We start from the raw sequence: 24,510 nt of genomic DNA, 5'->3' as shown, positions 1-24,510 counted from the left end.
TTAACATTAAGCTTAATGTTAAAGACGGTGACATCATGGACTGGGGGATGAAAGACTATAAAGCAAACGGATTCCCAGATAAGGTAACAGATATGGATGGAAATGTTTATCTTCAAACTGGCTATAGCGATTTGAATGCGAAAGCGGTTGGAGTACATTATCAATTTTTATATGATAATGTCAAACCAGAAGTAAAGATTGATCCAAAAGGAAATACTAGTATCGAATATGCTGATGGAAAATCTGTAGTCTTTAACATCAATGATAAAAGAAATAATGGATTCGATGGTGAGATTCAAGAACAACATATTTATGTTAATGGAAAAGAATACAAATCATTTGATGATATTAAACAACTAACAGATAAGACACTAAACATTAAGATTGTTGTAAAAGATTTCGCAAGAAATACAACCGTAAAAGAATTCATTTTAAACAAAGATACGGGAGAGGTAAGTGAACTAAAACCTCATAGGGTAACTGTAACCATTCAAAATGGAAAAGAAATGAGTTCAACGATAGTGTCGGAAGAAGATTTTATGTTACCTGTCTATAAGGGTGAATTAGAAAAAGGATACCAATTTGATGGTTGGGAAATTTCTGGTTTCGAAGGGAAAAAAGACGCCGGCTATGTTCTTAATCTATCAAAAGATACCTTTATAAAACCTGTATTCAAGAAAATAGAGGAGAAAAAGGAGGAGGAAAATAAACCTACTTTTGATGTATCGAAAAAGAAAGAAAAAACACAATCTGATTCAACTAATGATGTCAACAGTATTGTTTCTGATGAAAATGATAAAAACTTTGAAATTGACAAGAACGTTTATCTAAATGAACAAGGGAACTTAACTAATAAAAATACTAACATCAATAGTAAATCAACTAGTAACAATCCTAATCAGTTGCCAAAAACCGGAACAGCAAGCGGAGCCCAGACACTATTAGCTGCCGGAATCATGTTTATAGTAGGAGCTTTTCTTGGATTGAAGAGAAAAAATAAAGATTAAGACAAAAGCTATAGAAAAAATGCTTTAAGTACTGAGATTAGATAGTGAGGTGATGACATAGTTTTGTGAAAATATTGATTTATAAATATATTATTTAGATTTCTATGAAAATAGGAGATTTTAAAGAGATATATGTAAAAGCCTTGTCACAGGACAGGCTTTTTCTAATGGAGATGGGTTCTGTTTAAAATCCATTTCTTTGGCTTATAAAAATATAAATACAAACGGTTGTTTATATTTTGTGGTATAATGTATTGTAATAAATACTTGTTTTGATACCAATCTAGAGATATTTTGATAGTTATTTATTCTAGAAATTTTTGCTTGGATTTTTTTTTAAAAGTCATAAAAGTTCATGGATAGTAACGAATGAAGTATCGTAAGCTTGCCTGAATATCAATCAAAAAGGAGAAAATTATGAATAAGAAAGAACGGGAAAAACAATTTGAAGAGATCAATGGACCTAAGCGGTCTGAATCAAAGTCGGCTCCGAATAAAAATATAAAAATCTATATTGGCATAGCACTCTCTGTTTTAGTCACTCTCATCTTGGTAAGTATTTTCTCATATCTTCTGATTGGAAAGAAAGAGTCAAATCAAACATCGTCTGCTGTTTCAACTACAGAGTCAACAAGTAAATCGTCTACAAGCCAAGGAAAAACAGATGAGACTGATAAGGATAAACAAGAGGAAATTCAAAAACTCAAGGATCAACTGACTGCTTTAGATACCAAAATTACGGAAGCAGAAGCACTTGTTAGCAAGTTCAAGAAAGAAACTGCTGTTCCAAAACTAGATATTGAAGCAATCAAGAACAATGATTTGTCTAGTTTAGAAGGTACTTGGCGTAGTCAATCTGGTAATGAATACATTATTAATGATTCTGGAGAGGTACGTGCGACTTGGTTTACAAATGATCAAAAGTACGAATCTGTAGTTGGATTAAAGGTATCAAAAGGTCAAGATAGTCGTAACCCTGAGACAGCGTCTATTAGTGCATGGGTAAAAGATTCTGTTGCTGGAGGATTTGTAGTAGTAGCTGTGCCAAGTGGAGTTGTTATGCAACCTGGGGATGATGGAAAGATTACGGATAAAAGTAATCATGCTGAGGAAAGACTTTTTTCTGGACAACAATATGAAGCGATGTTAATGAAACCAGAAAATGTTTATTATCGTGTGAAACCAGATACCAGTAAACTTGAGGAAGCAGAAAAGAACTTAGCTCAACTACAAGCAGATCGTGAATCAATCAAATCTTCTCTAGAGCCAAAGGAAAAGAAAAACTAGATGGTATTCGTTCAAAAATACTGTTACAATCGGCAGAATCAAGAAGCCCATTAGTGCTTCTTTTTCTTTTGTTACAAATATTCAACCACTTAGACAGAGATATTGACCAGATAGGCAAAAGGGCTTGTTCTTGAAAAATTCCTCTGCTATAATGGTTCATGTAAGGGGCGTGAGGGGTCAGTATCAGACAACTCAAGAACCTAAAAAAGAAAATGGAGACAAAAAAATGAAAAAATTATTAGGACTTGTATTTTTAGTAGCAGCAGCGCTAGTATTGTATTTCGGTTCTGTTGGATGGCCAAGTTTGGATGTCAACCTCTGGTCACTCATTCCGGTAGGATTGTTCCTCTATTTCACACTAGAAAACTTTTTGAAAAAAGATTACAAGGCTAGTCTGATGTGCTTGATCATTGCCTTTATCATCGCAAATGCTATTTTTGATCTTTTGCCAATTTCAAGTGGTTTGGTGATTGGTGCTGGTGTGCTAGCTTGTGTAGGAATTGGCTACCTCTTTCCTGATAAGGATAAAAAAGAAGATAAATAAAAAGTCTCGAGATTTCTCGAGACTTTTTTTATCGACCAGCGTAATATTTTTGGATCCCCTTTACGATGCCTGCGACCAGTTTGTCTTGGTAGTGGCTATCTCTGATTTGTTGGTTTTCGGAGAAATTATCCATATATCCAAGCTCTAGGAGAACGGCTGGTTTGGCGGTTTCGCGTAGTACGGCATAGCTGCTCTCCAACAGGCCAGCATCCTTGGCTCCTGTTTCTGCTAGAAGAGAGGAGTGGATGGCAGCGGCGAGGCGTTTGCTTTCACTCATACGATCAGGGTGATTGTGCCAGTATTTATTAATCTTACTTGGATAATCAGGTTCATCGCTATAGGAGTAGGTTTGAATACCGCTCGCTTTTGAGTAGGTATTACCAGTAGCGTTGAAGTGAATACTGATAAAAATATCAGAGTTGGTCTTATTAACCATACGAGAACGTTCGGTAACAAAATCAACGTCAATATCACTATCACGAGAAGTGAGGACCTTGTAGCCTAGTTCTTCTAACTTAGTACGAAGCTTACGGTAAATCTGCATGTTGAGATCTTTTTCAGCTACATTGTAGTAAAAGGCACCTGAATCTCGACCACCGTGTCCAGGATCTAGGAAGATGGTATTGCTGTATAGTCCTTTTGTAAATCCACCTTCAGTTGAAACTTCAGAAATCCATTGGCCGTATTTTTGGAACAGGTGTTCCTTACCGTCTATCTTGTAAGTTCCTGAAACATAATGCCCATTATCATCTAGGTAGTAGCGTGCTTTGTCAGAGTTATCGTAAATCCATTCGCTCTTTGCCATGTAACCACCTGACTTGAGGTAGTATGCTCCAATCCACTCCTGATTTGCATAACGGCCATCCGCTTTTAGATAGAACCAGCTCTTGTAGGCTTTATCGAAGATCCACTCATTCTCCGCCATGGCTCCACTGGTTTTAAGGTAGTAGCTTTCTTTCCATTTGTCTGCTAGCATTCCACCATTCTGGTCAAATGAGTACCAGGAACCCTGAATCTTTTGCCAGTTGTCTCGGATATATCTCCCTGATCCGTTCGCATAGAACCAAGTATCCTTGATTTTGACCCAGTTGTTTTCTGCCATAGCTCCACTCTGGTTGAAGAGGTAGCCCTTGAAGGTTGTCGCACTCAGCATTCCACCGTCTTTGTCAAAGTAATACCAAGAACCGTTGATTTTCTCCCATTTATCCTGTGAGATCTTTCCAGAAGGAGCGACATAATACCAAATTTGGTCTAATTTAGTCCAACCCTTTTCTGCCATAGCTCCGCTTTTTGTGAGAAGATAGCCGTCAACGGCAGTGTTGCTGAGCATACTTCCAATTTGGTCAAAATAGTACCAAGAGCCGTTAATTTTTTTCCAGGTGTTCTGAGCAAGTCGTCCAGAGGAATCAGCATAATACCATTGATTGTCCAGTTTGGTCCAACTATTTTCTATCATGACACCATCTTGGTTAAAGGCATAGCCTTTGTAGATAGTAGAATGAAGACGAATGCCATCTTGATCGAAGTAGTACCATTTGCCTTGGATTTGTTTCCAGTTCAAAGCAGGCTTATCATCTTGGTAAAAGCGCCAGTGATGATTTTCTTGGTACCATCCTTCTTTTTTGGGCTTGTCTTCTTGCACATCTACTTTCGGAAGAACTTCTGATTTAGAGTTTTCCTCAACACTTGATTCTTTCTTTTCTTCTTTGGCAATTGCTTCCTTGACAGCAGGTGTGGATTGAGTTGTATTTTCTTCTCCTAAGACGGATGCGGGTGCTAATCCTGCGATTGAAAGGATTAAAGCACTGGTCAGTAGTATCTTTTTCACTTTTTATTTCCTAACTTTTTCTTTTTCCCTTTTTCATTTTTCTATTAATTATCGAATTGAACTTCTTCTAGTAAGTATTCGATAAAGCGTTCGCCCATCTTAGACAGGCTGGTTTTTTCATGTTGGATATAGACTAGTTCAATCGGGTCGTCAATGTCCAGCGGGATGGAAACGATATTGTCTCCGTTGAGGTTACTGTTCAAAATCCCTGTTGCAATGGTGTAACCATCCAAACCAATCAAAAGATTAAAGAGGGTGGCTCGGTCACTGACTACGATGGATTTCTTGTGGTGCTCTTGTGAAAGAATCTCCTCTGAAAAGTAGAAGGAGTTGTGCGTCCCCTGGTCATAACTCAGATAAGGAAAGTCTTCCAAATCAGCCAGTTTGACCTTGTCTTTTTTAGCTAGAGGATTGGTCTTGCTAACAAAGATATGGGGTTGGGCTGTAAAGAGGTGGTGGGCTAGCAGGTGATTGTCATCTAGCATTTTCGTTAAAACATCGCGGTTGTAGCTGTTTAAAAAGAGGACACCGACCTCGCTACGGAAGTTCTTGACGTCGTCAATAATCTCCCAAGTCCGAGTTTCACGAAGGAAGAGCTCGTATTTCTCCATATCACTTTTCTTGAGCAGAGAGACAAAGGCATTGACTACAAAAGCATAGTGCTGAGAGGAAACGCTGAAAAGTTCGCGGTGGGCGATAGGATTTTTATAACGTTCCTCCAGAAGCTGCGTTTGCTCAACGACTTGACGGGCATAGGAGAGAAACTCCATCCCATCACGGGTCAAGGTGATGCCCTTGGGATTGCGAATAAAGATTTCAATGCCCATTTCATTTTCCAAGTCTCGAACGGCATTAGAGAGACTGGGTTGGGTGATAAAGAGCTGCTTGGCTGCCTCATTCATAGAGCCAGTTTCGACGATTTTGATAATATAGTGTAGTTGTTGAATTCTCATGTTTTTATTGTACCATACTTGCGGAAGAATGGGCAATGAAGACGAAGAAAATAGGGGGAAAGAGCCGGTCCAGTATTGAAAAAAAGTCTAAAATCTGTTAGAATGAAAGCTATGAAAACATTCTATGATGTGCAGCAATTTCTCAAACAGTTTGGCATTATTGTTTACATGGGGAAGCGTTTGTATGATATTGAACTGATGAAGCTCGAACTCTCTCGGATCTATGATGCAGGTCTGATGGACAAGCTAGACTATCTAGAGGCGGAAGCTGTTCTTCGTAGAGAGCACAAGATAGAATTAGACTACATAGAGAAAAATGGAGATAAGAACTTATGACAATTTGGTTTTTGTGGGGAATCGTATTGGCGATGGCGGCATGGATGGGTTATAACTACCTTCGTATTCGTCGTGCGGCTAAGATTGTGGATAATGCAGAGTTTGAAGCCTTGATTCGAAAAGGGCAGTTGATTGATGTCCGTGAACCAGCAGAATTTCACAGAAAACATATCCTCGGAGCCCGCAATATTCCTTCAAATCAGTTGAAGTCAAGCCTTGCAGCCCTTCGCAAGGATAAACCTGTCCTTCTCTACGAAAACCAACGCGGACAAGGAGTGACAAATGCAGCACTTTATTTGAAAAAACAAGGTTTCTCTGAGATTTATATCCTTTCTTATGGATTGGATTCTTGGAACGGGAAAGTCAAGACTAGCTAACATTCTGTTAAAAACTGTCGAATGATAGATAAAGCTAGCATTTTATGGTATCATCATTTATATTAATTTTAAGGAGATTTTATAATATGAATTCACAACAAAAGAAAAAACCTTCACTTATTTTAGGTATCTTATCTATCGTCCTTGGTTTGCTATCACCAATAGTGGGTCTGATTTTGGGGATCATAGGATTGGTCTTGGCTTTTTCATACCAAAAAGAATCTGGACTGGACTATAAAACAGAAATGATTCTCAATATCGTAGGACTTGTAGTTTCTGTTCTTAACTGGATTGCAGCCATCGCATTAGTTTTTAGATAAGTAAAAACAAAAAAGCTTTAAATTTAAAGCTTTTTTATTTTATCGACTCATCTCTAAGTAGTTTTTTATGATTTCCAATTCCTCTGGATTCAAGGGACGGTATTGCCCTTCTGCTAGTTCTGGGTTTAATGTAAAGTCACCGAATTGGACGCGTTTTAGGGCAGTCACCTTGACACCAACTGAGAGGAACATTTTTTTAACCTGATGAAATTTTCCTTCTGAGATGGTGATGGAGGCCCGGCTCTCTGTTAGACTTGAGGACAGAATGTCTAGTTTTGCAGGTTTACAAGTGGTTCCGTCTAAAAAGACAATCCCATCTTTGAATTTTTGGATATGTTCTGGTGTGAGCAGTCCATTGACCATCACTTGATAGGATTTATCGACATGGTACTGGGGATGAAGGAGTTGAAAACCAAGAGGTCCATTGTCTGTCAAAAGCAGTAGTCCCGTCGTATCGCGGTCTAGTCTGCCGACAGCATAGAGTTGGTCAGACTGGATGTCCGGAGGAAGGAGGTCCATGACGGTTGGTAGGCCCTTATCCTTGCTAGCTGTAACGCTTCCGTTTGGTTTATGAAGCATGAGGTAGGTGTGCTCGTATCCTTGAATCTGCCGTCCTTGAAAGACTAGTTTCTGCAATCCAGTGTCGACATTTTGAGAGAGAGAGCGAGCTGGACAATCGTCCACTAGGATTTCTTTTTTCAAAAGTGCCTGTTTCATAGCCTTGCGACTGACCATTTCTTGGGCTAATAATCTATCTAAACGCATACCAGCTTATCTTATCATAAGTCTCTGACTTTGAAAAGAGTTGCCTTGACTAGAAAAGCAGAGTGAAAACATTTACACTTAGCTGAACTGTGATTTTTGAATGAGACTGTGGTATAATTGTTCAGTTAGAAATAAAAATTTAAATATTAGAGGAAATCATGACAAAATTAAGAGAAGATATCCGTAACATTGCGATTATCGCCCACGTTGACCACGGGAAAACAACCCTCGTTGACGAATTATTGAAACAATCAGAAACGCTTGATGCACGTACTGAATTGGCAGAGCGCGCTATGGACTCAAACGATATCGAAAAAGAGCGTGGAATTACCATCCTTGCTAAGAATACAGCCGTTGCCTACAAGGGAACTCGTATCAACATCATGGACACACCAGGACACGCGGACTTCGGTGGAGAAGTTGAGCGAATCATGAAAATGGTTGACGGTGTCGTTTTGGTCGTAGATGCCTACGAAGGAACCATGCCACAGACTCGTTTCGTATTGAAAAAAGCCTTGGAACAAGACCTAGTTCCAATTGTGGTTGTTAATAAAATCGATAAGCCATCAGCTCGTCCAGCAGAAGTAGTGGACGAAGTCTTGGAACTTTTCATCGAGCTTGGTGCAGATGATGACCAGCTTGACTTCCCAGTGGTGTATGCTTCAGCTATCAACGGGACATCTTCATTGTCAGATGATCCAGCTGACCAAGAAGCTACGATGGCACCAATCTTTGACACGATTATCGACCATATCCCAGCTCCAGTAGATAACTCAGATGAGCCTTTGCAATTCCAAGTGTCACTTTTGGACTATAATGATTTCGTTGGACGTATCGGTATCGGTCGTGTTTTCCGTGGTACTGTTAAGGTTGGGGACCAAGTTACCCTTTCTAAACTAGATGGTACAACGAAGAACTTCCGTGTAACAAAACTCTTTGGTTTCTTTGGTTTGGAACGTCGTGAAATCCAAGAAGCAAAAGCAGGTGATTTGATTGCCGTTTCAGGTATGGAAGACATCTTTGTCGGTGAAACCATTACTCCGACAGACGCAGTTGAAGCTCTTCCAATCCTACACATCGATGAGCCAACTCTTCAAATGACCTTCTTGGTCAACAACTCACCATTTGCTGGTAAAGAAGGTAAATGGGTGACTTCTCGTAAGGTAGAAGAACGCTTGCAAGCAGAATTGCAAACAGACGTTTCCCTTCGCGTTGACCCAACGGATTCCCCAGATAAATGGACTGTCTCAGGACGTGGAGAATTGCACTTGTCAATCCTTATCGAAACCATGCGTCGTGAGGGTTATGAACTTCAAGTATCTCGTCCAGAGGTTATTGTAAAAGAAATAGACGGTGTTAAATGTGAGCCATTTGAACGTGTTCAAATCGATACTCCAGAAGAATACCAAGGTTCTGTTATCCAAAGCCTTTCTGAACGTAAGGGTGAAATGTTGGATATGATTTCAACTGGTAATGGTCAAACTCGTTTGGTCTTCCTTGTTCCAGCGCGTGGTTTGATCGGATACTCAACTGAGTTCTTGTCAATGACTCGTGGTTACGGTATCATGAACCATACCTTCGACCAATACCTGCCATTGATTCCAGGTGAAATTGGGGGACGTCACCGTGGTGCCCTCGTTTCCATCGATGCTGGTAAGGCTACAACTTACTCAATCATGTCTATCGAAGAACGTGGAACCATCTTTGTCAACCCAGGTACTGAGGTTTACGAAGGAATGATCATTGGCGAAAACTCTCGTGAAAACGACTTGACAGTTAACATCACTAAGGCCAAACAAATGACCAACGTCCGTTCAGCTACTAAGGACCAAACAGCGGTTATCAAGACACCTCGTATCTTGACCCTTGAAGAGTCTCTTGAGTTCTTGAATGACGATGAGTACATGGAAGTAACGCCTGAGTCTATCCGTTTGCGTAAGCAAATCCTCAACAAGGCAGAGCGCGAGAAAGCCAACAAAAAGAAAAAATCAGCTGAATAAGAGCTAGAAAGAGATAAAGATGGTCTATTTAATCATAGGGATACTCTTATTACTACTCTATGTGTTTGCGACACCAGAAAGCATTAAAGGGACAGTCAATATCGTCCTTGTCGTCTTTGCTTTTGTAGCACTCTTGATTTTACTGATGCTGTCTGTCCTGCAAATCTTTCAGCTACCGACAGAATTCTTTATCGCAATCGCCATGCTCTTCCTAGCATACTTTAGCTTGCGAGATATTACCCTCATGTCTGAAAAAAAGAGCAAAAGAAGATAAATAGAAAGAGAGCTTCGGCTCTCTTTTTTAGACTTAGACAGATAAAATTGTTAAAATATTTTTGTAAAATTTATTGACAAACTATGATAAAAATGATACCATAAACACAAAAGAAAACGTTTTCAAAATTCAGATAGGAGGAGATTTTAAATTATCGTCTTGTCACTCTGGGTGTGCTTTTTTCGAAAGGAAAAATAAAATGAAAACGAAAAAACATAGATTACTCGCTCTAGCTCTTATTTCAAGCTTTACATTAATGGGAGCCGTATCAGCTGCTGTACAATATCCAGATGGAGGAGTATGGACATACGGAGAAGGCTCAGGAGGAGGATGGGCTTTTTCAAATTACTACCATGGTAAAAAATACCATTATTCATCCGTCGTGAGCAGATGGAATAGTGATTCTGATAAAGGAGAAGCTCCTGCTGGAAAAACCTCCTACGCATGGATCTGGACCGAATGGGGAGAAAAAGTAGCATTTTACTATGATTATAAGTAATCGTTCTTTGATTTAAATCGTTCCCCTTGTAGCTCGTACAAGGGGAATCATTCTTTTATAAGGAGTCTACTATGAAGAAACTATTTATTTGCTTGTCTACTATTTTTCTCAGTTGCTTCTTCATTTGGATTATTATCTTACGTGCCCCTCAGTATCTCTATACTAGTTATGACTCCGTTACCTTGCTACGTGTTAAAAATGGGGCACAAGAGCCGACTCGTGAGGAGTTTGAGCGAGAGTTGGAGAAGTTTGCAAGCTCGGAGCAGAGTTTGATTGCCAGACGGATAGTAGAGCCGAGTAAGGATGGAAGGACCAACTTCACCTATGCGACTTATGGTCAGGGAGGCTTGCCAAAAGAGTTTCAAGCGGCTAGCCAAGAAAGCCGAGAACGGAGCGATCCTCTCAATAGTTACCTTCTCTTGTCTGGTTCATTGACCAAGGAAAAATTAGCTGCAAAATTAGATGATTTAGGTTATAAAGCGATTGCAGACCGCAAAACTCCTCCGTATCTTTTAGCTTTTTGGATTGCTTTAAATCCGTTGTTGTTGATTAGTTTAGCTATATTTGGATTAGCTTTCTTTGCCATGGTGATTATCACTCGGATTAAGGAGATGCGTGCTGCAGGGATCCAGCTCTTTTCAGGACAGACCCTCTTGTCCATCATAGGAAGCGCCTTATACGATGATGTCAAGTGGCTTTGCTTAGCTGGGGTTTTATCCCTTATAGTGGGAGGTGCTGTCCTCCTCGGACAAGGGCTCTTTTATCCCGTTCTTTTAGCAGCCTTTAGTATCGGAGTGGGGCTTTATCTTCTCTTTTTATTGGGAATTTCGCTAGTACTGAGCCTGCTCTACTTGATGAGCTTGAGCTACAAGGCTTTGGTTCCTGTGTTAAAAGGACGTTTGCCCCTCAAACGCTTGATGACCTTGACCTTGTTATGTCAGTTGGTTGCTGTCTTTACAGTAGGTTATGCAGTCAAGACTGGCTTGACTTCTTACCAGCGTTTACAGGAACTCCAACTATCCAAGCAAGCTTGGGAAGACCGAGCAGATTATTATCAAATTTCTTTTGGCTTAGGTGATAGAGTAGAAGATACAGAAAATCAGAGCAAGTGGTATGCCTTTGCCAAGGAAGCAATCGAAGAAGAACAAGCTCTTTATGTAAAGGATAATCTGCTCCATTTTGCCAATCCAAAAGGAAAAAATGAACAGGGAGAGACACTGGATACCTATAGTCCAGATGCTAATACGCTCTATGTTAGTCCTAGTTATTTGGAGAAGGAAAAGGTCGTGGTAGATGCTGAGACCAAACAGAAGTTAGCCCATCTCCAAAAAGGTGAGTTTGTCCTCTTGCTCCCAGAACATTTGCGCTCTCAAGAAGCAGAACTAAAAAAAATCTTTGAAGAAAGCATGAGTTATTATGGAAAATCTGGTGAGGAGGCAAGTGCTCCTTTGGATTATGAGATGAAAGCGCACGTTAGTTATCTTTCAATGGGAGAAAAGCGATTTGTTTATAATAACGGTGAGAACCCCGTATCCACTCAGTATTTGACGGATCCGATTTTAGTGGTATTCACGCCGACTTCTACAGGTGATAGTTTTACATCCTTATCTAGTTGGTCTATCAATACTGGTAAGAATATCTTTGTCAAAGGATATGAAGATGGAATTAAACTCTTGAAAAATGCAGGAATTTATGATCAAGTATCCTACCTCAAGGAGGGACGAAGTGTTTACCTCGCACGTTACTATGAGGTTCAAACACAAACTCTAACCCTTATTTTAGGAGCTATTATTGGAATCGCGAGTTCTTTGCTTCTCTTTTATTCTGTGAATCTTCTTTATTTTGAACAATTCCGTCGTGAGATTTTGATTAAACGAATTTCTGGTTTGCGATTTTTTGAAACGCACGCTCAGTATATGATTAGTCAATTTGCTAGTTTTGTATTCGGTGCGAGTCTCTTTATTTGGCGTAGTCGGGATGTGGTGATTGGATTGGTAACTTTATCGATCTTCCTCGTTAGTGCTATACTGACTCTCTACCGTCAAGCACAGAAAGAATCTCGTGTTTCTATGACCATTATGAAAGGAAAATAGGATGATTGAACTAAAGAATATATCTAAAAAATTTGGAAGCCGTCAGCTATTTTCAGATACTAATCTTCAATTTGAAGGTGGGAAAATTTATGCCTTAATCGGTACAAGTGGCTGTGGTAAGACAACCCTCTTGAATATGATTGGACGATTAGAGCCATATGACAATGGAGAAATTATCTATGATGGCACTTCTCTTAAGGACATCAAGCCTTCTGTTTTCTTTAGAGATTACTTAGGATACTTATTTCAAGATTTTGGCTTAATTGAAAGTCAAACTGTCAAAGAGAATCTCAATCTGGGTTTAGTTGGTAATAAGTTGAAAGAAAAAGAGAAAATCTCTTTAATGAAACAAGCTCTAAACCGTGTTAGCCTCTCTTATTTAGATTTAAAGCAACCTATCTTTGAATTATCAGGAGGAGAAGCACAACGTGTTGCACTAGCGAAGATAATTTTAAAGGATCCACCTTTGATTCTCGCAGATGAACCAACCGCTTCCTTAGACCCCAAAAACTCTGAGGAATTACTTTCTATCCTAGAATCTTTAAAAAATCCGAATCGAACGATTATTATTGCGACCCACAATCCTCTGATTTGGGAACAAGTGGACCAAGTTATTCGAGTTACTGATTTATCTCATAGATGATAAAAGAATATTAAGTTAGAAGAAAGAGTCACAAATACACTTTGTGGCTTTTTTATTTCCATAAAAATGGTAAAATAGTAGGAGTAGAAATGGAGTTTGAGACATGAAAGTAATCGATCAATTTAAAAATAAGAAAGTACTTGTTTTAGGTTTGGCTAAGTCTGGTGAGTCTGCAGCCCGTTTGTTAGACAAGTTGGGTGCTATTGTGACAGTAAATGACGGCAAGCCTTTTGAGGAGAATCCTGCTGCTCAAAGCTTGCTAGAAGAGGGAATCAAGGTTGTCACTGGTGGGCATCCTTTGGAGCTCTTGGATGAAGATTTCGCTCTGATGGTGAAAAATCCAGGTATCCCTTATAGCAATCCCATGATTGAAAAGGCATTGGCAAAGGGGATTCCAGTCCTGACTGAGGTGGAATTGGCTTATTTAATCTCAGAAGCGCCAATTATCGGTATCACTGGTTCAAATGGGAAAACAACCACAACGACGATGATTGGGGAAGTTTTAACTGCTGCTGGTCAACATGGTCTCTTATCAGGGAATATTGGCTATCCTGCTAGTCAAGTGGCTCAAACTGCGACAGCCAAGGACACGCTCGTCATGGAACTTTCTTCTTTCCAACTGATGGGTGTCCAAGAATTCCATCCTGAGATTGCGGTTATTACCAACCTCATGCCCACTCATATCGACTATCATGGTTCTTTTGAGGAGTATGTGGCAGCTAAGTGGAATATCCAGAACAAGATGACAGCAGCTGATTTCCTTGTCTTGAACTTTAACCAAGACTTGGCAAAAGAATTGGCTAGCAAAACACAAGCCACTGTTGTACCATTTTCAACACAGGAAAAGGTTGATGGAGCTTATCTGGAAGATGGTCAACTCTACTTCCGTGGAGAAGTGGTCATGGCAGCGAGTGAAATTGGTGTTCCAGGTAGCCACAATGTAGAAAATGCCCTTGCGACCATTGCAGTAGCCAAGCTCCGTGGTGTAGACAACCAAACCATCAAGGAAACTCTTTCAGCCTTTGGAGGTGTCAAACACCGTCTCCAGTTTGTGGATGAGATCAAGGGGGTCAAATTCTATAACGATAGCAAGTCAACCAATATCTTGGCTACTCAAAAAGCCTTGTCAGGATTTGACAACAGTAAGGTTATCTTAATTGCAGGTGGTTTGGATCGTGGCAATGAGTTTGACGAATTGGTGCCAGATATTACTGGGCTCAAGAAGATGGTCATCCTCGGTCAGTCTGCAGAACGTGTCAAACGGGCAGCAGAGAAGGCTGGTGTGACTTATGTAGATGCGACTGATATTGCTGATGCGACCCGCAAGGCTTATGAGCTTGCGACTCAAGGAGATGTGGTTCTCCTCAGTCCTGCCAATGCTAGCTGGGATATGTATGCTAACTTCGAAGTACGCGGTGACCTATTTATCGACACAGTAGCGGAGTTAAAGGAATAATATGAAAAAAATTGTCTTTACAGGTGGGGGAACGGTTGGACATGTCACCCTCAATCTTTTGTTAATGCCTAAGTTCATCGAAGACGGCTGGGAAGTTCACTACATTGGTGATAAACACGGAATCGAACACCAAGAAATCCTCAAGTCAGGTTTGGATGTTACTTTCCATTCCATAGCGACAGGGAAATTACGTCGTTACTTCTCTTGGCAAAATATGCTGGATGTCTTCAAAGTTGGTTGGGGAATTGTCCAATCCCTCTTTATCATGTTACGACTGCGTCCACAGGCTCTTTTTTCTAAGGGAGGATTTGTGTCTGTGCCACCGGTTATCGCAGCGCGTGTGTCAGGGGTACCTGTCTTTATTCACGAATCGGACCTGTCTATGGGCTTGGCCAATAAAATTGCCTATAAATTTGCGACCAAGATGTACTCAACCTTTGAGCAAGCTGCTGGTCTTGCTAAGGTCGAGCATGTGGGGGCAGTGACCAAGGTTTCAGACCAAAAAACTCCTGAACCAGATGAATTGGTGGATATTCAAACCCACTTTGATCCCAAATTGCCAACCGTATTATTTGTCGGAGGTTCTGCAGGAGCTCGTGTATTTAACCAATTAGTGACAGACCATCAGAAAGAACTGACAGAGCGTTACAATATCATCAATCTGACAGGAGATTCTAGCCTCAATGAGTTGAGTAAAAATCTCTTTCGTGTTGATTATGTGACGGATCTCTATCAACCCTTGATGGAGATGGCGGATGTGGTGGTGACGCGCGGCGGTGCCAACACGATTTTTGAGCTCTTGGCTATGGCTAAACTCCATCTCATTGTTCCTCTTGGACGTGAGGCGAGCCGAGGAGACCAGATTGAAAATGCTGCCTATTTTGTTAAAAAGGGTTATGCAGCAGAACTCCAAGAGACAGAATTGACCTTGGAAAGCTTGGAGGAGAAAGTCAGTCACCTGCTTAGTCACAAGGATCAATACCAAGCTAGTATGAGGGCTTCAACTGAATTGAAATCTCTTGATGATTTTTATGCCCTACTAAGAAAAGACTTATCATAAGGAAAACCAATGTCAAAGGATAAGAAAAAAGAATCAAACCAGAAACAAGAATTGTCTGAATGGCAGAAACGGAACCAAGAATACCTGAAAAAGAAGGCTGAGGAGGAAGCTGCTCTAGCTGCGGAGAAGGAAAAGGAAAAACAAGCTCGAAAGGAGGCAAACTCGAAACTATTGGAGGAGGCCAAGAAATCCTCGAGTCAGTCCGACGAGGAAGATACAAGTCCAAGTCAGAAACCCTCCGAGAAAGATGAGAAAGCTCAAAAGGAAGACAGCGAAGTAAAAAAAGAGAAAGAGAAAAAGAAAAAAGAAAAGCCAGAAAAACCTGCCAAGCCGAAAATTGCTCCTGTTCATATTTGGAGGGCAGTTAGTATCTTGGTGCCGAGTGTTCTGGTTCTCCTCCTTTCTATCTATCTCTTGACCCCTTTTTCAACTCTCAAGCATATCGAGGTTAAGGGAAATAGTAACACGCAGGCGGATGACATCAAACAGGCTTCTGGAATTCAAGATAGCGACTATACCTTAGCTCTATTGTTGGATAAGGAAACATACGCTGAACGAATCAAGTCCAATCATTGGATAGAATCAGCGAAGATTAACTATCAATTTCCGACTAACTTTACGATTGAGGTTAAGGAATTCGATATTGTCGGTTATTATGTGTCTGGTGAAGAACATTATCCTATTCTATCTAGTGGTACAGTAGAGTCAACTCCTGTTGATCGCTTAAACTTGCCTGAGACTTATCTGACAGTTACCTTTAACGATGAGCAGCAGGTGAAAAAGCTGATAACAGGATTGTCTACCATCAGTGAGGATATCAAGAGTCAAATCCAGAAAATCGAATTAGCGCCGAGCAAGGCAACAGCAGATCTTTTAAAAATTACCATGCTGGATACAGATGAGATTTTGGTTCCCCTATCAGAATTGAGCAAGAAATTGCCTTATTACAGCAAAATCAAGCCACAATTGACAGAACCGAGTGTAGTCGATATGGAAGCTGGAGTATACAGCTATACCATAGCGGATAAATTGATAGAAGAAGCTGAGGAAAAAGCCAAACAAGAGGCCAAGGAAGCTGAGAAGAAAAAACAGGAAGAAGAAAAGAAAAAACAAGAAGAACAGGGAAATCAAAGCCAAACGAGCCAGCAATCACAGAGTCGTTAGACTAACTTTTCCTCTTGATTTTGAATGGTATAGAAGTCCAGTTTCGAGTTTTTGCTTGACAAGTCCTACTATAAATAATAGAATAGAAAAAAACCTTTAAAGCAGTCCAGAGAGGCAGCTAAGGTTAGACGGTGAAAGGGTGGACTCTACCCATTTTTCGTGGAACCTTGCTGTTGGCAGGTTCCTTTTTTCGTGGTTTATTTTTGACCATACTCTCTTGCTCTTAAAGGTAAAAGGAGAAAGGTATGCGCGAATATCGTCCAGTTATTGCTCTTGATTTTCCTAGTTTTGAGGCGGTCAAGGAATTTTTATCTCTTTTCCCGGCAGAAGAAAGTCTTTATCTAAAAGTAGGGATGGAGCTTTATTATGCGGAAGGTCCAGAAGTTGTCCGTTATTTGAAGTCACTGGGGCATAGTGTCTTTTTGGACCTCAAGCTACATGACATTCCCAATACAGTTAAATCTGCCATGAAGGTCTTATCTCAGCTTGGTGTAGACATGACCAATGTTCATGCTGCTGGTGGTGTGGAGATGATGAAGGCTGCACGTGAAGGTCTTGGGACACAAGCCAAATTGATTGCTGTGACCCAGCTTACATCAACGTCGGAAAGCCAGATGCAGGATTTTCAAAATATCCAAACCAGCCTGCAAGAGTCTGTGATTCACTATGCTAAAAAGACAGCTGAAGCAGGCTTGGATGGTGTCGTTTGCTCGGCTCAGGAAGTGCAACTCATCAAGCAGGCTACCAATCCAGATTTTATCTGTTTGACACCAGGAATTCGTCCAGCTGGAGCTGCGGTTGGAGACCAAAAACGTGTCATGACACCTGCTGATGCCTATCAAATCGGTAGTGACTATATCGTAGTGGGACGTCCTATTACCCAAGCTGAGAATCCTGTTGCAGCTTATCATGCTATCAAGGATGAATGGAACCAAGACAGAAATTAAAGAAATAGATTATAAAAATAAAAGGAGAATACTATGACACTTGCTAAAGATATTGCTAGCCACCTCTTGAAAATTCAGGCAGTTTACCTTAAACCAGAAGAGCCTTTTACTTGGGCATCTGGTATCAAATCGCCGATTTATACTGACAACCGCGTGACTCTGGCTTACCCAGAAACTAGAACCTTGATTGAAAATGGTTTTGTAGATGCTATCAAGACAGCCTTTCCAGAGGTAGAAGTGATTGCAGGAACTGCGACAGCAGGAATTCCACACGGAGCTATCATCGCTGACAAGATGAACTTGCCTTTTGCCTACATCCGCAGCAAACCAAAAGACCATGGAGCAGGCAACCAAATCGAAGGCCGTGTAGCTCAAGGTCAAAAGATGGTTGTTGTTGAAGACCTCATTTCAACCGGTGGTTCTGTTCTCGAGGCAGTGGCTGCTGCCAAACGCGAAGGAGCAGACGTTCTTGGTGTTGTAGCTATTTTTAGTTATCAACTACCAAAAGCAGATAAAAACTTTGCAGACGCAGGTGTCAAACTTGTGACGCTTTCTAACTACAGCGAACTCATCCACCTAGCCCAAGAAGAAGGTTACATTACGCCAGAAGGATTGGACCTCCTAAAACGCTTTAAAGAAGATCAAGAAAATTGGCAAAATGCCTAAAACATAGAAAATCAGGTAGTCACTAGGATTGCCTGATTTTTTTGCATATGGGCAATAAAACTAAGGTTCCTAAAAGTAAAGGTAAAGAAGAATATAGGATAATGGTAGAATGAGAGTTATCTCTTTTTTGGAGCATATTCAGATAATCAGTTTGAAATTTCCAGACAAAATATTTGAAAAATTTTGAAAAAAGAGTTAGAATATTTTTTGTAATATACAAAGTAAACGCTTACTTATCAAGGAGGACATTTTATGTCATACAAAACAAGCAATGCAGAAGGTCATGTAGATTTCATCAATACCTATGATTTGGAGCCAATGGCGCAACAAGTCATTCCTAAAGCTGCCTTTGGTTATATCGCTAGTGGAGCAGAGGATACTTTCACTTTACGCGAGAACATCCGTGCCTTTAACCACAAACTCATCGTTCCTCATACGCTTTGTGATGTTGAAAATCCAAGTACAGAGATTGAATTTGCAGGTGAAAAATTATCTTCACCAATTATTATGGCACCTGTTGCGGCTCATAAATTGGCAAATGAGCAGGGGGAAGTAGCTACTGCGCGTGGTGTGCATGAATTTGGTTCTCTTTATACAACCAGCTCTTACTCTACCGTTGACCTTCCAGAAATTACGGAAGCTCTTCAAGGGACACCTCATTGGTTCCAATTTTACTTTAGTAAGGATGACGGGATTAATCGCCATATCATGGACCGTGTGAAGGCTGAAGGCTACAAAGCGATTGTCTTGACGGCAGATGCAACTGTAGGGGGGAATCGTGAGGTCGATAAGCGCAATGGTTTTGTCTTCCCAGTTGGTATGCCAATTGTTGAAGAATATCTGCCAGAAGGTGCTGGAAAATCAATGGACTTTGTTTACAAGTCAGCTAAACAACGCTTGTCTCCACGCGATGTCGAATTTATCGCTGAATATTCTGGTCTTCCTGTCTATGTCAAGGGACCACAATGCCGTGAGGACGTTGAACGTTCGCTTGCTGCGGGAGCTTCAGGTATCTGGGTAACCAACCACGGTGGCCGCCAAATTGACGGTGGGCCAGCTGCCTTTGACTCACTTCAAGAAGTAGCAGAAGCAGTTGATAAACGTGTGCCAATTGTCTTTGACTCTGGTGTTCGTCGCGGTCAACACGTCTTTAAAGCCTTGGCTTCAGGAGCAGACTTGGTAGCCATTGGTCGCCCTGTGATCTATGGTTTGGCTCTCGGTGGTAGTGTTGGTGTGCGTCAAGTCTTCGAGCACTTAAATGCAGAACTGAAGACAGTCATGCAATTATCTGGAACTCAGACTATTGAGGATGTCAAACACTTCAAACTCCGTCACAACCCATACAATCCAACCTTCCCAGTTGACCCTCGTGACTTAAAATTGTATTGATAAAGAAGACGGCCTCCACCTTATGTGGAGGTTTTTCTTCGTGTATAGAAAGATTAAATCGTTATTAGAAACTATATAAATATATTTTCCAGTCAAATATCTTGCTAGGGCTTTCAAATTCTGTTATACTGGTCCAGTAATTAAATAATAAAGACATTTGGGGTGCTTTAGGCTGAGATGATACCCATTGAACCTGATACAGTTAATACTGGCGAAGGGAAATGTGAAAAGGTTTTTTCGTATGTCGAAAAGAACTGTCTAATCTTGTAAGGTAAACTCTAATTCTCGTTTGTAATTGGAGTTTTTTTGTTTATCAAAAGAGGATAGGCTTGACGGCAAGTCTTTTGGCAGCTCTCCTTGAATGCCCCACTTTTCTTTAAAAAGGTCAAGTAAAACTAGAATTTTCTTGGTATTTTGTTGATTACGAACGAGTAAAGAGAGGAAAAGTAAATATGGAAACACAAGACTATGCATTTCAGCCGGGTTTGACCGTTGGAGAATTATTAAAAAGCAGTCAGAAGGATTGGCAGGCTGCAATCAATCATCGTTTTGTTAAGGAACTTTTTGCGGGGACAATTGAGAATAAGGTCTTAAAAGACTACCTGATTCAAGATTATCACTTCTTTGATGCCTTCTTATCCATGCTGGGTGCCTGTGTAGCTCACGCAGATCAGCTTGAATCCAAACTTCGTTTTGCCAAGCAACTAGGCTTTCTTGAAGTAGATGAAGATGGTTATTTCCAAAAGGCTTTCAAAGAGTTAAAGGTAGCAGAGAATGACTATCTAGAAGTGAACTTGCACCCTGTAACAAAAGCGTTTCAGGAGCTAATGTATTCTGCTGTGGCTTCATCAGACTATGCTCATCTTTTGGTCATGCTGGTCATTGCAGAAGGTCTCTATTTAGACTGGGGTTCTAAAGATTTGGCACTACCTGAAGCCTATATTCATTCGGAATGGATTAATCTCCACAGAGGTCCTTTCTTTACAGAGTGGGTTCAATTTCTGGTTGACGAACTCAATCGTGTCGGGAAAAATCGAGAAGATTTGACAGAACTTCAGCAACGCTGGAATCAAGCAGTTGCTTTAGAATTAGCCTTTTTTGATATTGGTTATGAATTATAGGACAGTTTCAATACTTTTATGTAGGTTAAAAGAATGAACAAACAAACTATATAAATATATTTTCCAATCAAATATCTTGCTAGGGCTTTCAAATTCTGTTATACTGGTCCAGTAATTAAATAATAAAGACATTTGGGGTGCTTTAGGCTGAGATGATACCCATTGAACCTGATACAGTTAAGACTGGCGAAGGGAAATGTGAAAAGGTTTTTTTCGTATGTCGAAAAGAACTGTCTAATCTTGTAAGCTAAACTCTAATTCTTGATTGTAATTGGAGTTTTTTTGTTTGTTAAAAGAGGATAGGCTGAACGTTAATACTCTTCGAAAATCAAATTCAAACCACGTCAACGTCGCCTTGCCGTACTCAAGTACAGCCTGCGGCTAGTTTCCTAGTTTGCTCTTTGATTTTCATTGAGTATAAGCTTTTTGGTATCTCTCCTTGAATGCCCCACTTTTCTTTAAAAAAGGAGTTTTTTATGTTGAAAAAATGGCAGTTAAAAGATGTTATCTTGCTTGCTTTCTTGTCTATCTTTTTTGGTGGCGTTTTTGTGGGTTCAGGCTATCTGTTTGATATCCTCACCCTGATCTTGGCCCCTCTTGGTTTGCAGGCCTTTGCCAATGAAATTCTCTTTGGTCTCTGGTGTATGGCTGCGCCCATTGCAGCTATCTTTGTTCCAAGAGTCGGAAGTGCAACGATTGGAGAAGTGTTAGCTGCACTTGCTGAAGTCCTTTATGGTAGCCAATTCGGTCTAGGTGCTCTTTTGTCCGGCTTGGTTCAAGGCTTGGGAAGTGAATTTGGTTTTCTCGTAACCAAGAATCGCTATGAAAGTTGGCTCTCTCTAACTGCCAATAGTATTGGGATTACGCTTTTTAGCTTTGTCTATGAATACATTAAGTTAGGTTACTACGCCTTTTCCCTTCCTTTTGTCCTTTCCTTGCTTGTGGTGCGTTTTATTTCTGTCTTTTTCTTCTGTGCCATCTTGGTTCGTGCCATTGTCAAGCTCTATCATCAGTTTGCATCTGGAGGTAAGGCATAGATGGGGCTGGAACTACGGGGGATTCAGTCACCAATCTTTTCGGAACCGATTGATTTTACTTTTCATGCGCAAGCTTTTACCTTGTTAGTTGGGAGCAGTGGTTCAGGAAAATCCAGTCTCTTTCAAATCATTGCCCAGGTCACTTCCTTACCCTATAGTGGTCAAGTCCTGATAGATGGAAACCAGGTCAGTCAGCTTTCAATCGTTGAACGTGTTCAGACGATCGGCATTCTCTTTCAAAATCCCAATCATCAATTTACCATGGAGAACTTGTTTGAAGAGCTGATTTTTACCTTGGAAAATATTGGGCATCCCGTTCAGGAAATTGATGCTAAAATAGCTGAGGTGGTCCGGCAATGTCGCTGCGAGGCAATCTTGCACCGTCCCATCCATCACTTATCAGGTGGGGAAAAGCAAAAGGCTGCGCTGGCTGTTCTATTTGCCATGAATCCTAGGGTCTATCTCTTGGATGAGCCCTTTGCTTCTATTGACCGCAAAAGTAGGATAGAGATCCTAGAGATTCTAAAGGAATTGGCCTCTAATGGGAAGACAGTCATCCTGTGTGACCATGATTTATCAGACTATGGAGCCTACATTGACCATATGGTGGAGCTAAGAGACGGGCAACTGAGGGAAGTGTTTCAAATCCCTACCTCTGAGATGACACAGGTTGCTTCAAAGGAAGTTTCCTCTAGCCTAGAACTATTCCATATGGATCGTGTGACTTGTGAGCTGGGTAATCGTCCCCTCTTTTCGATTGCTGATTTCACGTTTTACCAAGGAATTTCCTGTATCCTAGGTGATAATGGTGTTGGGAAATCAACCCTCTTTCGTTCCATTCTTCAATTTCAAAAGTATAGAGGGCGCATTACTTGGAAGGGTTCGGTCCTAAAAAAGAAAAAGAGTCTGTATCGTGACCTGACGGGTGTCGTTCAGGAAGCTGAGAAGCAATTTATCCGAGTCAGTCTGAGAGAGGAACTTCAATTAGATAGCTCAGACTCGGAAAGAAATCAGCGAATTCTACAAGCTTTACGATATTTTGATCTGGAGCAGGCGCTTGATAAGAGTCCCTATCAATTAAGTGGTGGCCAACAAAAGATTCTTCAGCTCTTGACCATCTTGACCAGCAAGGCTTCTGTGATTTTACTAGATGAACCTTTTGCTGGTTTAGATAATAGAGCCTGCGCCTATTTTTGTCAGTGGATTCTGGAGGACAGAAATCAAGGGAGAAGTTTTTTGATCATTAGCCATCGTTTAGATCCCTTGATTTCTGTGGTCGATTATTGGATTGAGATGACTAGTGAGGGTCTCCGTCATATTAAAGACGTGACCATCAGCAAACCTCTCACATCTCGGAGTATCAATACTCAAGGGGAGGTGAAGTAGTATGGTCAAAGTAGCAACCCAGACACCGATAATCGGTCTCTTCTTTCTAATTTTATCCTTGGAAACATCTTTCATTCCTTCGATTGCTCTTAATCTTTCAGTAGTCGCATTTTGCATTCTCTTCATGCTCTACTACCGTCGATTTAAATTGTTGGCTTGGATGCTTGTGCTCGCCATTTTACCATCTTTTGCCAATTACTGGGCAGTACAGTTACATGGGGATGCTTCGCAGGCAGTGATACTTGGAACGAGGGCCTTTGTGACGGTTTGTATCGGTCTTGTCTTTGTTTCCAGTATTTCCTTAAAAGAGCTTCTCTTGTACTTGGCTCAAAAGGGGTTATCACGGTCTTGGGCCTATGCCTTAATTGTGGTATTCAATGCCTTTCCCCTCATTCAACAAGAAATCAAGTCCCTCAAGGAAGCTTGCTTATTGCGTGGTCAAAAATTGCATGTTTGGTCTCCCCTGATTTACAGTAAGGTTCTGATGACAGTCTTTAGGTGGCGCCATCTTTACCTGAGAGCTCTATCTGCGCATGGATATGACGAGCATGCACAGTTGGAGAATAGTTATCGGACTTTTTATATTTCTCAGAGGACAAAATTGATCTACCTACTTTTCTTTTTATTGCTTCAAACCAGCCTATTTCTATAAAGGAGTTATTATGGAATTTACAGATATTGCGATGGAATTATCCAAGGAAGCTTGGCAGGCTTCCTTTCATCACCCCTTTGTTTTACAGTTACAAGAGGGGAATTTAGAACCTTCTATTTTCCGCTATTACCTGATTCAGGATGCCTACTATCTGAAGTCTTTTTCAGAAGCCTATCACCTCTTGGCTGATAAGACTTCAAACGAGGAGATGAAAAGACTCTTGAAACAAAATGCCCAGAGTCTAGTGGAGGGTGAGTTGTTTATTCGCCAACAATTTTTTAAGGAATTGGGAATCAGTGACCAGGAGATGGACGAGCAACCGATTGCTCCGACTTGCTATCATTACATTTCGCATATTTATCGGCAATTTGCAGAGTCAAATTTGGGCATTGCTTTTGCTAGTTTACTTCCATGTCCTTGGTTATACCATGATTTAGGCAAGGAACTTAATCGCAAACCATCCCCGAATCCTCTTTATCAACAGTGGATTGAAACCTATATCACCGATGAGTTAGAACAGCAGGTTAAAGAGGAAGAAGAGCTGGTCAATCAACTCTATCAAGAAAGCGACGAGACAGACAAACAAAAAATGCTAGAGGCCTTCCAAAGAAGTGTCCACATGGAAGCCAAGTTTTGGGAGATGGCTTACCAACATCAAACCTGGACGAGTGATTTGCAGTCCTTAGAAACAGAGAAGAAATAGAAA

General features: G+C 40.7%; 25 protein-coding genes and 2 riboswitches. Of the genes, 22 read left to right on the top strand and 3 right to left on the bottom strand.

Annotated elements, in window-relative coordinates:
- From O3622_RS09225 to O3622_RS09215, 3 genes are all read left to right on the top strand, one after another.
- Positions 1-1,007: LPXTG cell wall anchor domain-containing protein (locus O3622_RS09225; protein ID WP_371607381.1), on the top strand; the 1,007-nt coding region annotated here is incomplete at its 5' end.
- A 417-nt stretch (positions 1,008-1,424) separates the two neighbouring features.
- Complete coding sequence (locus O3622_RS09220) at positions 1,425-2,294, top strand: DUF6287 domain-containing protein (protein WP_070696904.1); 870 nt, start codon at positions 1,425-1,427, stop codon at positions 2,292-2,294.
- A gap of 226 nt (positions 2,295-2,520) precedes the next feature.
- Positions 2,521-2,838, top strand: a complete 318-nt coding sequence (locus O3622_RS09215) for a hypothetical protein (RefSeq protein WP_042902605.1) — start codon at positions 2,521-2,523, stop codon at positions 2,836-2,838.
- 28 nt (positions 2,839-2,866) lie between these two features.
- On the opposite strand, the gene O3622_RS09210 is transcribed toward O3622_RS09215, so the two are convergent.
- On the bottom strand, positions 2,867-4,666 hold the full coding sequence (locus O3622_RS09210) for an N-acetylmuramoyl-L-alanine amidase (protein WP_371607380.1): 1,800 nt from the start codon (positions 4,664-4,666) through the stop codon (positions 2,867-2,869).
- A gap of 44 nt (positions 4,667-4,710) precedes the next feature.
- Positions 4,711-5,619 (bottom strand): LysR family transcriptional regulator, encoded by a 909-nt coding sequence (locus O3622_RS09205; protein WP_001222578.1) that lies wholly within the window; start codon positions 5,617-5,619, stop codon positions 4,711-4,713.
- A gap of 102 nt (positions 5,620-5,721) precedes the next feature.
- On the opposite strand from O3622_RS09205, the gene O3622_RS09200 reads away from it, so the two are divergent.
- The 3 genes from O3622_RS09200 (at position 5,722) to O3622_RS09190 (ending at position 6,652) form a co-directional block, all read left to right on the top strand.
- Positions 5,722-5,955, top strand: coding sequence for a YqgQ family protein (locus O3622_RS09200; RefSeq protein ID WP_000646473.1), 234 nt, complete (start codon positions 5,722-5,724; stop codon positions 5,953-5,955).
- Entirely contained in the window at positions 5,952-6,332 is a 381-nt protein-coding gene (locus O3622_RS09195; RefSeq protein ID WP_139689359.1) for a rhodanese-like domain-containing protein, read from the top strand. Before O3622_RS09200 ends, O3622_RS09195 begins: the two co-directional genes overlap by 4 nt.
- An 86-nt stretch (positions 6,333-6,418) precedes the next feature.
- Positions 6,419-6,652 (top strand): DUF4190 domain-containing protein, encoded by a 234-nt coding sequence (locus tag O3622_RS09190; RefSeq protein WP_371607379.1) that lies wholly within the window; start codon positions 6,419-6,421, stop codon positions 6,650-6,652.
- Between the two features lie 39 nt (positions 6,653-6,691).
- On the opposite strand, the gene O3622_RS09185 is transcribed toward O3622_RS09190, so the two are convergent.
- Positions 6,692-7,417: a 16S rRNA pseudouridine(516) synthase gene (locus O3622_RS09185; RefSeq protein WP_371607378.1), complete on the bottom strand. Its 726-nt coding sequence runs from the start codon at positions 7,415-7,417 to the stop codon at positions 6,692-6,694.
- Between the two features lie 158 nt (positions 7,418-7,575).
- On the opposite strand from O3622_RS09185, the gene typA reads away from it, so the two are divergent.
- From typA to tenA, 16 genes are all read left to right on the top strand, one after another.
- Positions 7,576-9,417: a translational GTPase TypA gene (gene typA / locus O3622_RS09180; protein WP_084886887.1), complete on the top strand. Its 1,842-nt coding sequence runs from the start codon at positions 7,576-7,578 to the stop codon at positions 9,415-9,417.
- A 19-nt stretch (positions 9,418-9,436) separates the two neighbouring features.
- Complete coding sequence (locus tag O3622_RS09175; RefSeq protein ID WP_371607377.1) at positions 9,437-9,691, top strand: DUF3165 family protein; 255 nt, start codon at positions 9,437-9,439, stop codon at positions 9,689-9,691.
- A 199-nt stretch (positions 9,692-9,890) separates the two neighbouring features.
- The gene (locus O3622_RS09170) at positions 9,891-10,190 is read left to right on the top strand and encodes a lactococcin 972 family bacteriocin (RefSeq protein ID WP_125854025.1); all 300 of its coding nucleotides are present in this window, start codon (positions 9,891-9,893) and stop codon (positions 10,188-10,190) included.
- A gap of 71 nt (positions 10,191-10,261) precedes the next feature.
- Complete coding sequence (locus tag O3622_RS09165; RefSeq protein ID WP_371607376.1) at positions 10,262-12,283, top strand: bacteriocin-associated integral membrane family protein; 2,022 nt, start codon at positions 10,262-10,264, stop codon at positions 12,281-12,283.
- A 1-nt stretch (position 12,284) separates the two neighbouring features.
- Positions 12,285-12,926, top strand: coding sequence for an ABC transporter ATP-binding protein (locus tag O3622_RS09160; RefSeq protein WP_308697263.1), 642 nt, complete (start codon positions 12,285-12,287; stop codon positions 12,924-12,926).
- A 103-nt stretch (positions 12,927-13,029) separates the two neighbouring features.
- Positions 13,030-14,382 carry a UDP-N-acetylmuramoyl-L-alanine--D-glutamate ligase gene (murD, locus tag O3622_RS09155; protein WP_371607375.1) on the top strand — a complete coding sequence of 451 codons (1,353 nt, stop codon included), beginning with the start codon at positions 13,030-13,032 and terminating at the stop codon, positions 14,380-14,382.
- Between the two features lies 1 nt (position 14,383).
- On the top strand, positions 14,384-15,442 hold the full coding sequence (locus O3622_RS09150; protein WP_371607374.1) for a UDP-N-acetylglucosamine--N-acetylmuramyl-(pentapeptide) pyrophosphoryl-undecaprenol N-acetylglucosamine transferase: 1,059 nt from the start codon (positions 14,384-14,386) through the stop codon (positions 15,440-15,442).
- A gap of 9 nt (positions 15,443-15,451) precedes the next feature.
- Positions 15,452-16,606 (top strand): cell division protein FtsQ/DivIB, encoded by a 1,155-nt coding sequence (locus O3622_RS09145; RefSeq protein ID WP_371607373.1) that lies wholly within the window; start codon positions 15,452-15,454, stop codon positions 16,604-16,606.
- 245 nt (positions 16,607-16,851) lie between these two features.
- A complete protein-coding gene (gene pyrF / locus O3622_RS09140; RefSeq protein WP_049518947.1) occupies positions 16,852-17,553 on the top strand; it encodes an orotidine-5'-phosphate decarboxylase in 702 nt (233 codons plus the stop codon).
- A 33-nt stretch (positions 17,554-17,586) separates the two neighbouring features.
- Entirely contained in the window at positions 17,587-18,219 is a 633-nt protein-coding gene (gene pyrE / locus O3622_RS09135; RefSeq protein WP_049518948.1) for an orotate phosphoribosyltransferase, read from the top strand.
- A gap of 252 nt (positions 18,220-18,471) precedes the next feature.
- The gene (gene lctO, locus O3622_RS09130; RefSeq protein ID WP_000120716.1) at positions 18,472-19,608 is read left to right on the top strand and encodes an L-lactate oxidase; all 1,137 of its coding nucleotides are present in this window, start codon (positions 18,472-18,474) and stop codon (positions 19,606-19,608) included.
- A 148-nt stretch (positions 19,609-19,756) separates the two neighbouring features.
- Positions 19,757-19,845: riboswitch (TPP riboswitch) on the top strand.
- 215 nt (positions 19,846-20,060) lie between these two features.
- On the top strand, positions 20,061-20,729 hold the full coding sequence (locus O3622_RS09125) for a TenA family protein (protein ID WP_371607372.1): 669 nt from the start codon (positions 20,061-20,063) through the stop codon (positions 20,727-20,729).
- Between the two features lie 123 nt (positions 20,730-20,852).
- Positions 20,853-20,941, top strand: a riboswitch (TPP riboswitch).
- Between the two features lie 264 nt (positions 20,942-21,205).
- Complete coding sequence (locus O3622_RS09120) at positions 21,206-21,766, top strand: ECF transporter S component (RefSeq protein WP_000915271.1); 561 nt, start codon at positions 21,206-21,208, stop codon at positions 21,764-21,766.
- Positions 21,767-23,152: an ATP-binding cassette domain-containing protein gene (locus tag O3622_RS09115; RefSeq protein ID WP_371607371.1), complete on the top strand. Its 1,386-nt coding sequence runs from the start codon at positions 21,767-21,769 to the stop codon at positions 23,150-23,152. It begins immediately after the preceding gene.
- 1 nt (position 23,153) lies between these two features.
- Positions 23,154-23,804: an energy-coupling factor transporter transmembrane component T gene (locus O3622_RS09110; protein ID WP_000241361.1), complete on the top strand. Its 651-nt coding sequence runs from the start codon at positions 23,154-23,156 to the stop codon at positions 23,802-23,804.
- Positions 23,805-23,814: 10 nt separating this feature from the next.
- Entirely contained in the window at positions 23,815-24,507 is a 693-nt protein-coding gene (tenA, locus tag O3622_RS09105; protein ID WP_049490326.1) for a thiaminase II, read from the top strand.
- Positions 24,508-24,510: the final 3 nt, after the last annotated feature.

It is taken from the genome of Streptococcus sp. 27098_8_51 (assembly GCF_041432205.1).
Lineage (GTDB): Bacteria > Bacillota > Bacilli > Lactobacillales > Streptococcaceae > Streptococcus.
Note: the sequence above shows the minus strand (reverse complement) of the source record. Positions and strands in the feature narration are given on the sequence as shown.